This window comes from Propionibacterium freudenreichii subsp. freudenreichii (assembly GCF_000940845.1).
Taxonomy (GTDB): Bacteria; Actinomycetota; Actinomycetes; order Propionibacteriales; family Propionibacteriaceae; genus Propionibacterium; species Propionibacterium freudenreichii.
In genome coordinates, this window is sequence record NZ_CP010341.1 from 1,231,529 (window position 1) to 1,244,349 (window position 12,821).

Below are 12,821 nucleotides of genomic sequence, written 5' to 3' on the forward strand. Positions count from 1 at the left end.
CAACAACGATCGAGGAGAGGGCCATGGCTGACAAGCCGGCATTGGTGATTGCGATTGATGGTCCCAGCGGGGCCGGTAAGTCGAGTACGGCGCGCGGGGTCGCCTGCCGCCTGTCCATGGCCTATCTGGATACCGGGGCCATGTACCGGGCCATCAGCTGGGCCTGCCTCACTGATGGGGTCGACCCGACGAGCCATTCGGCCCTGTTCGCCCGGGCCGAAACCGCCGACCTGCAGATGGGACTCGATCCCCGCCACCCGACGATCATCGTGGACGGTCACGACGTGACCCGCGAGATCCGCGACCCGCGCATCTCGGACGCCGTCAGTGCCGTGGCCACCACGCCGGAGATCCGCACGCTGCTGACCTCGCACATGCGCCAGATCATCAACCGCAATCCCCGCATCGTGGCCGAGGGACGCGATGTCACCACCCAGGTGTGGCCGCAGGCCCGGGTGCGCGTGCTCCTGGTCGCCGACGCCGAGACCCGCATCGCGCGACGCGAAGCACAACTGCTCGGCAAGGTCGATCGCCATCGGGTGTCCTCGTCGATCGTCGACCGGGACCGCAAGGATTCCACGATGAGCGAGTTCGACAAGCCGGCACCGGGCGTGACGCTCATTGACTCGACCTACCTTGACCTCGGCCAGGTGATCGATCAGGTGGTTGGCCTGGTGCCCACCGAACTGCGTTGAGGCAGGTGCGAGGGGACCGGCGGGAGGCGCGCGGCGTCCCGGGGGCCTGAGTACGTCGTGGTCCGTGGGGCTTGGTGGTCCGGGGGCTTCGCGCGATCGACTAGCGTTGGGTCCATGACTATCGCCGAGACTGCGCAAGCCCAGTCCACCCGTCCGGTGGTTGCCGTGGTCGGGCGTCCCAATGTGGGCAAGTCCACCCTGGTCAACCGGATCCTCGGGCGCCGCGAGGCCGTCGTCCAGGACACGCCGGGGGTGACCCGTGACCGGGTGAGCTACGACGCCAACTGGGCCGGCCGCGAATTCGTCCTCGTCGATACCGGCGGCTGGATCGCCAAGGCCGAGGGCATGTCCGCGCACATCGCCGAGCAGGCCGAAATGGCGATCCAACTCGCCGACGCCGTGCTGTTCGTGGTGGACGCCAAGGTGGGCCTGACCGACGAGGACGAGGCCGTGGTGAAGGTGCTGCGACGCTCGGGCAAGCCAGTGGTCCTCGCGGCGAACAAGGTGGACGACGAACGCGTGGAGGCCGAGGCGTCGTCGCTGTGGCAACTGGGACTTGGGGAGCCCTATCCGGTCTCCGCCCTGCACGGACGCGGTTCGGGAGACCTGCTGGATGCCCTGGTGAAGGTGCTGCCGAAGACCTCCGCCGTCGAACCCGACGAGGTCGGCGGCCCACATCGCGTGGCGATCGTCGGCAAGCCGAATGTGGGCAAGAGTTCGCTGCTGAACCGGTTGGCGCGCGCCCAGCGTTCGGTGGTCAGCGATGTCTCCGGCACCACCGTGGATCCCGTGGACGAACTCGTGACGATCGCGGGGGAGCCGTTCCGGCTGATCGACACCGCCGGCATCCGCAAGCGCGTCAAGGAGGCCAGCGGCTCGGAGTACTACGCGTGGCTGCGCACCCAGGCCGCCATTGAGCGCTCCGAGGTGTGCGTGGTCGTCATCGACGCCTCTGAGCCGATCAGCGACCAGGACCTGAAGATCCTGTCCAGCGTCGAGGAAGCCGGACGTGCCATGGTCGTCGCCTTCAACAAGTGGGACCTCACCGACGAGGAACGCCATCGCTACCTCGGCCGCGAGATCGAGCAGGACCTGCAGACCTGGAAGTGGGCCCCGACGGTCAACATCTCGGCGCTGACCGGCCGTAACGTCGACAAGATCGCCAAGGCGGTCAACAAGAGCCTGGCCGGCTGGGAGACGCGTGTCTCGACGGGCAAGCTCAATGCCTTCCTCGGCGGCATCGTCGCCGCGAACCCCCATCCGGTGCGGGGCGGCAAGCAGCCGCGCATCCTGTTCGGCACGCAGGCCCAGAATCGTCCCCCGACGTTCATCCTGTTCACCAGCGGCCTGATGGACGCCGGCTATGTGCGTTTCGTGGAACGCAAGTTGCGTGAGGAATTCGGTTTCGAGGGGTCACCGGTGCACATCCAGGTGCGGGCCCGCGCGAAGCGCAAGGACCGCTGAACCGGGTCGCACCCCCGGGCGTCCCGGCCGCCGGTCAGAGTCCCTGGTCGCGCAGCCACGCCCTGATTCGTCGCCGTGCATTCGCATACGGCGATGAGCTGTTGAACTGGATCATCCGCCCGGCGGTGTGGGTGCGATACCAGGGCCGCCCATAGAGTTCGGTGTCGTCGTGGGCACTGACCAGCTCGATGAGCCCCTGTTCGGCCCGTGCAAGCCGATCCAGCAGCTGTGGCCAGGTGAGCTCCCCATGGTCGGCGTAGAAGCGCTGGGCAAGCTCGCCCAGCTGGTTCCAGCCCAGCCCCCTGGCCGGGAAATCCGGCTCGACGCCGCGTTGGCGCTCGGTGAACCATTCCAGCACCTGCTCATTCCAGTCCACCAGGTACGACACCAGGTCGGCCGGGCTCATCACCGTTCCGGCGACATGGCCCGGCATCGACGCCTCGCGGGCCCGCGACGCCGGCACGCGCCCCAGGTCGATCGACAACTTCGCATAGTTGTCGGCGATCGCCACCAGCAGCTCGTCCTTGGTCCGGGGGACGGCCATGGATACTCCTTTGTCGGGTGCGGATCAATCGTCCCATGCCCCGTCGGGAGGACGTCTGCCGACTCGTGGGATAACCATACGGTTGGTAGGGTTACGCGGGTCGAAATGGGAAGGTATCACCACGTGTCATTGACGAAGCGACAGCGCTGGACGCTGCTGGCGACGGTCTCCATCGGCCTGTTGCTCATCACCCTGGACAACTCGATCCTCTACACCGCCCTACCGCTCCTGACCGAGGAGCTGGGGGGCCAATGGGTCGCAGACACTGTGGATCATCAACGCATATCCCGTCGTGATCGTCGGGCTGCTGCTGGGCGCTGGCACGCTGGGGGACCGCGTGGGGCATCGCAGGATGTTCCTCATCGGCCTGGTGATCTTCGGCGTCGCCTCGGCCGCCGCGGCCTTCTCCCCGAGCCCCGCATGGCTCATCGCCTCGCGGGCGGTGATCGCGGTGGGCGCAGCCGCGATGATGCCGGCGACCCTGGCCCTCATCCGGCTGAGCTTCGATGTCGAACGGGAACGAAACTTTGCAATTGCCGTGTGGGGCACGGTCTCGGTGGTCGGCTCGGCGATCGGGCCGATCGTCGGAGGCCTGCTGTTGGAGCACTTCTGGTGGGGTTCGGTCTTCCTCATCGGCATCCCGTTCGTGGTCATTGCCCTGATCGCCACCGTGGTGGTCGCGCCGCCGAATGACCCCGATCCGAGCAAGCACTGGGATGCGATCTCCTCGCTCCAGGCCATGGTGGGACTGGTGGGTGCCGTGTTCCTGCTCAAGGAGCTGGCCAATGTGCCGCCCAACTGGACCGTGGTTGTCCTGGGCGCCGTGGCCGCAGGGCTCGGCCTGACCAGCTTCGTGCGACGACAACAGCGGTCGAACGATCCTCTCCTGGACTTCGCGATCTTCCGCAATCGTGCGTTCTCCGCCGGCGTGCTCGCCGCGGCCATCTCGATGTTCGCCGTGAGCGGCGCCCAGCTCATGACAACCCAACGCTTCCAGCTGGTCGAGGGCTTCACCCCACTGGAGGCGGGCCTGCTGGTCACCGTGGTGGCCATCGGATCGCTGCCCACCAGCCTGCTGGGGGGCCTGTACCTGGATCGGGTGGGACTGCTGCCGCTCATCGCCGGAGGGCTGGCGGTCAGTGCGATCGGCACTGCGGTGATGATCTTCGGCATCGAGGACCACTTGTTCTGGTTGATGGTGGCCGGACTCCTGATCTCCGGCATCGGCCTCGGCGCGGTGATGTCGGTGGCCTCCACCGCCATCGTCGGCAATGTCAGCGCCAGGCGCGCGGGCATGGCCTCCTCGGTGGAGGAGGTCTCCTACGAGTTCGGCTCCCTGATTGCGGTGGCCGTCCTGGGTAGCATGCTGAACTTCATCTACAGCGCGACCGTCCGGCTTCCCCCGGGCACCCCGGCCGTGGCACGCTCCAGTCTGACCGAGGCGATCGGCGTCGCGCAGGGTGATCAGGCGATCGTCGGTGCCGCCAATGCGGCGTTCGACAACGGATTCCTGGTGACGATGATCGTGCTCACCGTGGTGTTGGCACTGGGCGCGGCAGCAACCGCCCGGCTCCTGCGCCACTACGGCCCGGGCTCGCGCTCCCAGGAATTCTCCGACAACCACTGACCAGACGACCAGCGAGGGAGCGACGATGCGTCCGAGTAAGCGCGATGCGATCCTTGGGGCCGCCCTGGGCGTGGTGGAGCGGGGAGGTGTCAGTGCCGTCACCTTCGAGTCCGTGGCCACCGCAGCCGGAGTGACCAAGGCCGGCGTCGTGTATCACTTCCCCACCAGGGAGGCCCTGTTGCTGGCGCTCCAGGAGTACCTGGCCCACCAGTGGCAGCTGGACCTCGAGGCACAGTTGGGCACGCCCGTCGAATCTGCCTCGCAGGGTGACAAGCTTGCTGCCTATGCCCGCGACTCGAGCCACAGCTCCTCGCGCGCCGAATTGCTGCTCATGCTGGAGACCGTCGACGACCCGCAGGCGTACGCCCCCTGGCACGCCGTGATGTCGCGGTGGACCCCCGCCCTGGACACGGATCAGCCGATGGGCGACGCCGAACTCGACCATGCCGTGGCACGCCTGGCGGCTGACGGACTGTGGCTGTATGAGTCACTGTCGACCCACGCGTTGTCCCCGGGCGTGCGCCAGCAGATCGTCTCACGGCTCTCAGCACTGGCACATCGCCCGGACGGGCCCGCCGCACCGGGCGGTCCCGGCCGGCATTGATGCGCCGGGCACACCTGGACGCCCACACGTGCCGGGGCCTCGCGGTCAGGCCACGAGGACGACCCGTTGCGTCCCGTGGGTCCCGGTGAGCCATGCCTGCCCCACCTGCGACAGGGGCATGGTGAGGACGTCGCTGGTGAAGTGCCCGGCGGCGACCTCATCGAGCAGTTCGCCGAGCTCGGCAACGATGCGCGTTGCGGGAACCGAGCCCTGCCCACTGCCCGCAATGTCCAGGCGGGTCGCCCGCAGCGCGGCCGAGGGAATCGGGGACTCGGTTCCCGCGACGGAACCGATCTGCACCCAGGTGAGCTTCTGGTCGTCGTCATGGCGTGCCGGCACGATCGCCCGTAGGGCGTCGGCGGTGGGCCGGCCCCACAAGTAGTCCAGCACCACGTCAACATCGCTGGCCGCCCGGCCGAGCTGTTCAGCCACCCGATCGGGCGCATCATCCAGCGCGACGATCGCATCGGGGTCCGCTGCGGCCATGCGCTGCGCGCCACGACCCACGGCGATCACCCGGCCCGCCCCCAGGCGCCGTGCCACGCGCACGGCCATCGCGCCGGCATTGCCGGTGGCCCCCAGGACCAGCACCGACTGGCCGGCTCGCAGGCCGACGCGCTGGCGCAGGGCGATCCATGACGACATGGCCGGATTCATCACCGCCGCCACCTGGGCCGGGTCGGCACCGGGCGGAAGCAGGACGCTGTGGCGCACATCGATCACGGCCCGCTGCGCCATGGAACCGTGCACGGTGTCACGCAGCACGAAGTAACGCAGACGGCCCTCGGCATCGCGTCCGACGCCGTCGATGCCCGGGATCAGGGGCAGCTCATCAGTGCTCGTGTAGTGCGATCCGGCCGCCTGCGAACGCACCCGGGGATGGAGCCCCACCGCCACGACGTCGACAACCGCCTCATGCCGACCGGTGGCAACCGGATCGGGGACCTCGGTCCATCGGGGTGGTGACCCGAATTCCTCGACGACTGCAGCCCTCATGGCGCCTGCCTCTCACGTGCGATGGACCGGAACCGCACGTCGGGGGCGTCACGGTGAATTGACCGGGACGATCCTGACCGGGCGGTTGCGGAGTGCCGGGTGTCGTCGTCAGGCCTTCTGGCGACCTCCCGGCTTTCCCGGTGGTGTGCATACTGCGCCAATACTTGCGCAGATCACCGCCACGATGCCGAATACGTCGTGGATGGTCATGGTTTGTCCGAGGATGAAGAAGCCGGCTGCCGCGGCCACGGCCGGCGCCAGGGCCAACAGGATCGCGAACGTCGCCGCCGGGGTACGCCGCAGGGCGGTCATCTCCAGCGCATAGGGCGCAACCGATGACAGCAGCGCAATCCCCAGCCCCGCAATGAGCACATGGGGCCCGAACAGGCGACTACCGGTGGTTGCCAGCGCGATGGGCACCGTGACCACCGAACCCGCCACCATCGCGACGGCCAGGCCCTGGATGCCCGCGAAGTGCCTGCCCGTGGCCTTCGACAGCAGGATGTACCCCGCCCAGAAGGCGGCGGCCACCAGGGTGAACGCCACGCCCAACGGATCAAGGTGGGTGGCCGAACCCCCGAGCAGCACCACCCCGACGAGTGCCAACCCGGCCCACACCAGGTTCATCCATCGACGTCCGGCCACCACCGACAGTGTCAGGGGGCCCAACAACTCGATGGTCACCGTCGTGCCCAGGGGGAGTCGGTCCAACGCAAGGTAGAAGAACAGGTTCATTCCGGTGAGCACCAGGCCGAAGGCGATGGCGGTGTACCAGGCGATGGGGCGACGTCCCCGCAGCGAGGGGCGCGCCACGGCGCAGAGGATGATGGCCGAGAAGACCAGGCGCAACGCGACGATCCCGGCAGGACCCACCGCGGGGAACAACATCACCGCGATCGACGCACCGGTCTCCTGGCAGAACAACCCGGTGACCACCAGCGAGGGTCCGAACAGCGTGGAACGTGCTGGCAATGCGGGGGACATGTGCCCAGCCTTTCAGAGGTGGCCCTGCGCTCCTGGCCGTGATCACGGTGCGGTGGTAGCCGCGTGTTGTGCCCGGTAGCGCCCCTACCGGGCGTGGGGCGCCCTCCATGACGGAGCGCGTCGCCCGTTTGGGTTGCCGACCCGGAAACCCTTTTCGTAGACTTTCCATCATGGAAAGCGAATCTGGCGGGGCCGGGAACTTCCACGGGGCCAAGGGTCCACACGCCGAGGGCAGCGCAGGCGACGGTCACCGTGACGAGGCCGCCGCGACACTGGACGCACTGTCCGCCGACCGCCATCGCCTTGCGGACCGGTTGGCGGTGCCGTGGGCATTGATGGCTGCCTTCGGCGCGTTGGCGGCCTGGTGGGTCGGCTCGGCGGTCACGACCACGCCGGGGTCGGGTTACGAGCCGCCGCTGGCGGGATGGATGACCCTGCCGGTGGCACTGGTCATCGCCCATCTGGTGCGACGTGGGACCGGAATCAGGTTCCGCGCCCTGGGGGCCCGGGCCAACGGAGCGATGCTCGCGGTGCTCGTGGCCTGCCTGCTCCTGTTCAGCGTGTCATTGGGAGCCGTCTCCCTGGGGATGGCCTGGCTGGTCGGGGTGATGAGCCTGGTCGCCTTCGGGGTCACCACGTGGCTGTCCGGCGTCGCCTATCGAAGCGCCGTGGAACGCGTACGCCGTGGTTGAGGCACGCTTTGATGCGGTGATCCATGCGCCGTTGCGGCTTCGCATCTGTGGGCTGCTGCGCCCTGTCGATGGGCTTGATTTCGCGCTGCTGCGCGATTCCCTGGAGGTGTCGGATGCGACGCTGTCCAAGCATGTCAAGACCCTCACCGCAGCGGGCTATGTGACCTCCCGCAAGGCCGCCTCCACCGAGCGCAGCGACGGGCGCCGGATCATGTGGCTCTCGCTGACCGGGCCGGGGAGGCTCGCCTTCGACGGTCATGTGCGCGCGCTGCGCGAGATCGTCGGCACCGGAAGCTGACGCGCTGGCTCCTGCGCCGCAACGTGGGATGGGCCACCTTTGGGCCACCAGGCCATCAGGGACGGAAAAGCGGCCCCGAGGGGATGCCACCATGTGGGTAAGAAGTGGGTATTTCATACCAAAGCGGGACCCACCTGATCGGTGAATCCCGCTCTGACTACGGTCGGGCTGACAGGATTTGAACCTGCGACCCCTTGACCCCCAGTCAAGTGCGCTACCAAGCTGCGCCACAGCCCGCCGGGCCTGAAAGACCCGTTGCAGGACTTTACCCGACAGCCACCGATCGTGCGAATCGGACACGGCGCCCCGGGGTCGACTTCGCGGCCGCATTAGGCTTGTTGGCGGTGCGGCAACCCGTGGCCGCACCCCGATGGAACGACCCCCTGAGGAGATTCGATGACCCAGCACATGAACGTCGAGAGCTTCAACCTCGATCACACGAAGGTCAAGGCGCCGTTCATCCGGGTCGCCGATGTCAAGCACCTTCCCCAGGGCGACACCCTGACGAAATATGACGTGCGCTTCTGCCAGCCGAATGTGAACCACCTGGACATGAAGGCGGTCCATTCGGTGGAGCACTCCTTCGCGGAATGCGTGCGCAACCACAGCGACTCGGTCATCGACTTCGGCCCGATGGGTTGCCAGACGGGCTTCTACCTGATCATGGTGGGCGAGCCGGATGTGCCCCGAATCGCCGACCTCGTGGAGCAGACCTTCCGCGACATCCTGGCCCTCGATGCCGTACCCGCCGCCAACGTGGTGCAGTGCGGCTGGGGAGCCAACCACAGCCTCCAGGGGGCCAAGGACGCCGTCAGCACGATGCTGAGGCATCGGGCCGAATGGGAACAGGTCATGGCCTGAGGCCGATACGGCTCATCCCTCGGGATGATTTTTCCCACCAATCCCGCGGCGTGGCTCCTGATCGGGGTCCCCGCCGCCCACCAATGGTTTAGGTTCGTCTGCGGAATGCGGCACCACGTGTCGCCCACCAGGTGCAGCGCCCGAGGCGCACAGGACCATTGAGCGCCCCTGCAGGCGTCTGACGAGAGGCGGTGCCGTTGAACCCGACACAGCACACCGGCATCAATCCGGATCGCCGTCGCTGGATCGCCCTGATCGTCCTGTCGTTGGCGCTGTTCATGGCGTCCATGGACAACACGATCCTCAATGTCGCCCTGCCCACGCTGGGACGCGAACTCGGCGCCACGACCGACGAGCTGCAATGGACTGTCGATGCCTACCAGGTGACCTATGCCGGCTTCCTGTTGGTCGCCGGTGGCCTGGTCGACCGCTGGGGGCGGACGCGCACCTTCGTCGCGGGCGTGGCGGTCTTCGGGCTGTGTTCCCTGGCTGCGGGATTGTCCACCAATACGACGATGCTGATCCTCGCCCGTGGCCTGACCGGCATCGGCGCGGCGCTCCTGACCCCCTCGACGCTCGCCCTGATCTCGGTACTGTTCCGCCGGCCCGGGGAACGCACCACGGCCTTCGCCATCTGGTCAGGCGCAAACAGTGCCGGTGCCGCCGTCGGACCCCTGCTGTCCGGCGGCCTGTTGGCCCATTTCAGCTGGGGGTCCATCTTCCTGATCAACGTTCCCGTGGCGGCACTGTGCCTGGTGGGAGCGGTGTTCCTGCTGCCGCGGGTCAGGGCCGAACGCGACGAGGACCACATCGACTGGCCCGGTACGGGGCTGTCGATCGCGGGGCTGTGCGCCGTGTGCTGGGCGGTCATCTCGGCACCGGGACTCGGACTCTTCTCGGCGCCCATCATCTTCGCCTTCCTCGGCGGCATCGCACTGCTGGTCGGGTTCGTCTGGTGGCAGCACCACGCGAGCGCTCCACTGCTGCGTCTCAGCCTGTTCCGCAGCCGCCCCTTCGCCGTCTCGGTGGCAGTGTCCGGCCTGGTCACCGCCGGTGGTGCCGGAGCGCTGTTCGTGCTCACCCAGTTCCTGCAATTCGTCCTGCAGTTCACGCCATGGCAATCGGGACTGAGCATCATGCCGGTCGCCGCCATGATGCTCGTCGGTGCGATCCTGGCCCCGATCAGCCTCAAGCGCATCGGCATCAAGCGCGCCGTCATCGCAGGCCTGATCTGCGTAGCGCTCGGCTTCACCCTGCTGTCCCTGACCCACGTCGGCATGACCTACCTGCAGATGCTGCCCGGCGCGATGTTCTTCGGGCTGGGCGCCGGTCTCCTGATGCCCGCAGCCACCCAGGCCGTCATGGATTCCCTGCCCTCGGAGTCGGAGGGTGCCGGGTCGGCCACCAACAGCGCGCTCATGCAGGTGGGCAGTGCGATGGGCGTGGCCATCACCGGATCACTGCTGGCGTGGCGCTACCGCGAGGTGATGAGTGCCGACGCCGCGGTCAGGGGCCTGGGCGAGCCATTGCACTCCGACATCCTGGCCTCGGTGGGACGCGCCTTCGACCTCTCCTCGGGCGGCGCGCACCCCGACATCCTGGCTGCCCTGAAGCGGGGATTCGTCTCGGGAATGCAGGTCGGCCTGGGGGCCAGCGCAGCCGTCGTCGTGCTCGCGACGATCGCGGTCGCGATCTTCTTCCCGCGCCATCCGGTCGCGCCCGATGAGGCCGAGATCGAGGGCTCCGAACCGAAGGCGTCGCCCGCCCCCTGAACCCGGCGACACGGCTGGGCCGCCGACGAGCGGCGGTGTATATAGTTGGGGTCAACGTTTCAACGTGCCCGGGGTCGGTGTAAGTCCGAACCGGCGGTGACAGTCCGCGAACCGCGGCCCCTCGTGGGGTCCGGCCGAACCGGTGGGATTCCGGTACCGACGGTGAAAGTCCGGAGGGGAGAGCGCGTGAACAGTGCGGCGGACGATGCCGCGGCCGGCCCGTGCGGGTCGGCCGTGTGAGTCGTGTGCAGTCGGACTGTCGAGCACCCCGGTCCACGTTGACCGAGGAAGGAATGTCGACAGCCGATGGCCTCATCACGGTTCACCCGCCATCCAGCACCCACCGGGGTGCGGATCGGTGCCCCCCTGGTGGTGGGGGCGCTCCTGCTCCTGGCCTGGCATGCGGTCGTGTCGACCCACACCGTCCCACTCACCTTGTTGCCCACGCCCGGCTCCGTGTGGAGCCGACTGGTGCACGACATCGTCCACGGTGAATTGTTGGCCCGCACGGCCACCACGATCTGGGAAGCGGTCCTGGGCTGCATCGTGGCCACCGTGTTCGCCCTTCCCGTCGGCTACCTGGTGGCGCGCGTTCGGCTTGCCGAGGCCGCCATATCCCCCTACCTGGCCGCCTCGCAGGCGATCCCGGCCGTGGCGTTGGCGCCCCTGCTGGTGATCTGGGTGGGTTACGGGCTCACCCCGATTGTCCTGCTGTGCTCCCTGATCGTCTTCTTCCCCCTGCTGCTGTCCACCGTGCTGGGCCTTCGTTCGATTGACCACGAGGTCGTCGAGGCGGCCGAGCTCGACGGGGCCTCGGGATGGCGCATGATCCGCTACATCGAGGCGCCGCTGTCGCGGGCCGCACTTCTCAGCGGGGTGCGCAATGGGTTCACCCTGTCGGTGACCGGCGCGGTGGTCGGCGAGTTCGTCATGGGTGGCACCGGGCTGGGCCTGGTGGTCTCCATGCAATCGGCCTCGGCCGATACCACCGGCCTGTTCTCCACCCTCATCGTGCTGTGCGTCCTGGCAATGGTCATCTACCTCGGCCTGATTGCGGTCGAGCGATTCACCGATCCCTATCGCGTGCCCCGGGCAGCGCATCCCGTGCCACTCGAGACGGCACCGGACCTGCGCTTGGTGGCCGCCACGCAAGCCCATCAATCCCACACGTCGGCCCAGAAGGAGCTCGTCGCATGACCCGTCACAGCAGACTCACCAGATTCCTCCTCGTGCTCCTTGCCCTCACCCTGGGAACTGCCATGAGCGCCTGCGGGAACCAGTCGGGTTCCTCGTCGGCCTCGTCCAGCGCCGGCATCCCCCTCACCGTCGGGCTCACCTACACCCCCGACATCCAGTTCTCACCGTTCTACGTCGCAGTCCAGAAGGGCTACTTCGCCGACGAGGGCCTCAACGTGACATTGCGCCACCATGGCGCCTCCGAATCCCTGATGGGTGCCCTGCAGTCGGGCACCGAGGACGTCGTCTACGCGGGCGGTGACGAGATGCTCCTGTCGCGCTCCCAGGGCGTCGACGTGGTCAACTTCGCCACCATGTACCAGAGCCATCCGGCCGAATTGATCGTGCCGCAGGGCTCGTCCATCTCCTCATTCGCCGACCTGCGTGGACACAGCATCGGAATCCCCGGGCCATTCGGGGAGAACTGGTACGCATTGCTGGCCATGTTGCGGCAGGCAGGGCTGACCCAGGGCGATGTGAACATCCAGTCAATCGGCTACACCCAGCAAGCCGCACTCATGGGCAACAAGGTGGATGCCGTGGTCGGATTCTCGAACAACGATGCCGTGAAGTTCGGCCAGGCCGGATTCCCCATCCGCGAGATCAGGCTCGATGCGGCCACACCGTTGGTTGCCCTGGGCCTTGGGGCCTCGAAGGCGACCGTCACCGACAAGCAGGACCAGCTGAAGGCCATGATGCGGGCGCTCGACAAGGCCGTCGCCTACTGCACTTCCGATCTTGACGGCACGGTGGCCCTGACCGAGAAGTACGTGCCGGCCCTGTCGGACGATGCCCAACGGGCAGCGGCCAGGGCAACGCTGGAGGCGACCAACAAGCTCTACGGCTCCCAGCTCGGCAAGCAGGACGCCCAGCGCTGGAGCGACATGGCCACCTTCATGGCCGAGTCAGGCATCATCTCCAAGCCGGTGGACGCCAAGGAATCCTTCGTGTCGCTGGTCGGCTGACACCCACGGCGACGGGGAACCCGGCCCGGTGTCCACCACGCGTGGGTACCGGGCCGTGCCGTCGCGGGGTTACTAACCTTGTG

At 67.7% G+C, this 12,821-nt stretch carries 12 protein-coding genes, 1 tRNA gene, 1 pseudogene and 1 riboswitch; of the genes and pseudogenes, 10 read left to right on the top strand and 4 right to left on the bottom strand.

Annotation, left to right across the window (positions count from 1 at the left end; genetic code table 11):
* The first annotated feature begins 23 nt into the window (after positions 1–23).
* On the top strand, positions 24–695 hold the full coding sequence (cmk, locus tag RM25_RS05240; protein WP_013161023.1) for a (d)CMP kinase: 672 nt from the start codon (positions 24–26) through the stop codon (positions 693–695).
* 114 nt (positions 696–809) lie between these two features.
* Complete coding sequence (gene der / locus RM25_RS05245; RefSeq protein WP_044636148.1) at positions 810–2,159, top strand: ribosome biogenesis GTPase Der; 1,350 nt, start codon at positions 810–812, stop codon at positions 2,157–2,159.
* Positions 2,160–2,193: 34 nt separating this feature from the next.
* On the opposite strand, the gene RM25_RS05250 is transcribed toward der, so the two are convergent.
* Positions 2,194–2,703 (bottom strand): ClbS/DfsB family four-helix bundle protein, encoded by a 510-nt coding sequence (locus RM25_RS05250; RefSeq protein WP_044636149.1) that lies wholly within the window; start codon positions 2,701–2,703, stop codon positions 2,194–2,196.
* A gap of 250 nt (positions 2,704–2,953) precedes the next feature.
* Here RM25_RS05250 and RM25_RS05255 point away from each other — a divergent pair.
* Both RM25_RS05255 and RM25_RS05260 read left to right on the top strand, forming a co-directional pair.
* Positions 2,954–4,330 (top strand): annotated as a pseudogene (locus RM25_RS05255) (MFS transporter); the annotation flags it as partial.
* A 25-nt stretch (positions 4,331–4,355) separates the two neighbouring features.
* Positions 4,356–4,934 carry a TetR/AcrR family transcriptional regulator gene (locus tag RM25_RS05260; RefSeq protein WP_044636150.1) on the top strand — a complete coding sequence of 193 codons (579 nt, stop codon included), beginning with the start codon at positions 4,356–4,358 and terminating at the stop codon, positions 4,932–4,934.
* A gap of 45 nt (positions 4,935–4,979) precedes the next feature.
* Here RM25_RS05260 and RM25_RS05265 read toward each other — a convergent pair whose 3' ends face one another.
* Together RM25_RS05265 and RM25_RS05270 are read right to left on the bottom strand one after the other, a co-directional pair.
* Positions 4,980–5,930 (bottom strand): quinone oxidoreductase family protein, encoded by a 951-nt coding sequence (locus tag RM25_RS05265; RefSeq protein WP_044636151.1) that lies wholly within the window; start codon positions 5,928–5,930, stop codon positions 4,980–4,982.
* A gap of 108 nt (positions 5,931–6,038) precedes the next feature.
* A complete protein-coding gene (locus RM25_RS05270; protein ID WP_044636152.1) occupies positions 6,039–6,914 on the bottom strand; it encodes an EamA family transporter in 876 nt (291 codons plus the stop codon).
* A gap of 170 nt (positions 6,915–7,084) precedes the next feature.
* Between RM25_RS05270 and RM25_RS05275 the strand changes: the two genes are divergently transcribed.
* Together RM25_RS05275 and RM25_RS05280 are read left to right on the top strand one after the other, a co-directional pair.
* Positions 7,085–7,606 (top strand): hypothetical protein, encoded by a 522-nt coding sequence (locus RM25_RS05275; protein ID WP_013161017.1) that lies wholly within the window; start codon positions 7,085–7,087, stop codon positions 7,604–7,606.
* Positions 7,599–7,904: a transcriptional regulator gene (locus tag RM25_RS05280; protein ID WP_013161016.1), complete on the top strand. Its 306-nt coding sequence runs from the start codon at positions 7,599–7,601 to the stop codon at positions 7,902–7,904. Before RM25_RS05275 ends, RM25_RS05280 begins: the two co-directional genes overlap by 8 nt.
* A gap of 163 nt (positions 7,905–8,067) precedes the next feature.
* Here RM25_RS05280 and RM25_RS05285 read toward each other — a convergent pair.
* A tRNA-Pro gene (locus tag RM25_RS05285) sits at positions 8,068–8,141 on the bottom strand.
* 159 nt (positions 8,142–8,300) lie between these two features.
* Between RM25_RS05285 and RM25_RS05290 the strand changes: the two genes are divergently transcribed.
* From RM25_RS05290 to RM25_RS05305, 4 genes are all read left to right on the top strand, one after another.
* Complete coding sequence (locus tag RM25_RS05290) at positions 8,301–8,765, top strand: S-ribosylhomocysteine lyase (protein WP_013161006.1); 465 nt, start codon at positions 8,301–8,303, stop codon at positions 8,763–8,765.
* A gap of 191 nt (positions 8,766–8,956) precedes the next feature.
* Positions 8,957–10,537 carry an MFS transporter gene (locus RM25_RS05295; protein ID WP_044636153.1) on the top strand — a complete coding sequence of 527 codons (1,581 nt, stop codon included), beginning with the start codon at positions 8,957–8,959 and terminating at the stop codon, positions 10,535–10,537.
* Positions 10,538–10,597: 60 nt separating this feature from the next.
* Positions 10,598–10,727, top strand: a riboswitch (FMN riboswitch).
* Between the two features lie 116 nt (positions 10,728–10,843).
* Positions 10,844–11,734 (top strand): ABC transporter permease, encoded by an 891-nt coding sequence (locus tag RM25_RS13365; protein ID WP_013161004.1) that lies wholly within the window; start codon positions 10,844–10,846, stop codon positions 11,732–11,734.
* Positions 11,731–12,738 (top strand): ABC transporter substrate-binding protein, encoded by a 1,008-nt coding sequence (locus RM25_RS05305; protein WP_013161003.1) that lies wholly within the window; start codon positions 11,731–11,733, stop codon positions 12,736–12,738. Before RM25_RS13365 ends, RM25_RS05305 begins: the two co-directional genes overlap by 4 nt.
* The last annotated feature ends 83 nt before the right edge of the window (positions 12,739–12,821 follow it).

What these genes read in the sequence shown, in the direction of transcription:
- cmk (WP_013161023.1), top strand. Translation starts at nt 24, where the DNA reads ATGGCTGACAAGCCGGCATTGGTGATTGCGATTGATGGTCCCAGCGGG.
- RM25_RS05265 (WP_044636151.1), bottom strand. Translation starts at nt 5,930, where the DNA reads ATGAGGGCTGCAGTCGTCGAGGAATTCGGGTCACCACCCCGATGGACC.
- RM25_RS05270 (WP_044636152.1), bottom strand. Translation starts at nt 6,914, where the DNA reads ATGTCCCCCGCATTGCCAGCACGTTCCACGCTGTTCGGACCCTCGCTG.
- der (WP_044636148.1), top strand. Translation starts at nt 810, where the DNA reads ATGACTATCGCCGAGACTGCGCAAGCCCAGTCCACCCGTCCGGTGGTT.
- RM25_RS05305 (WP_013161003.1), top strand. Translation starts at nt 11,731, where the DNA reads ATGACCCGTCACAGCAGACTCACCAGATTCCTCCTCGTGCTCCTTGCC.
- RM25_RS05290 (WP_013161006.1), top strand. Translation starts at nt 8,301, where the DNA reads ATGACCCAGCACATGAACGTCGAGAGCTTCAACCTCGATCACACGAAG.
- RM25_RS05260 (WP_044636150.1), top strand. Translation starts at nt 4,356, where the DNA reads ATGCGTCCGAGTAAGCGCGATGCGATCCTTGGGGCCGCCCTGGGCGTG.
- RM25_RS13365 (WP_013161004.1), top strand. Translation starts at nt 10,844, where the DNA reads ATGGCCTCATCACGGTTCACCCGCCATCCAGCACCCACCGGGGTGCGG.
- RM25_RS05250 (WP_044636149.1), bottom strand. Translation starts at nt 2,703, where the DNA reads ATGGCCGTCCCCCGGACCAAGGACGAGCTGCTGGTGGCGATCGCCGAC.
- RM25_RS05275 (WP_013161017.1), top strand. Translation starts at nt 7,085, where the DNA reads ATGGAAAGCGAATCTGGCGGGGCCGGGAACTTCCACGGGGCCAAGGGT.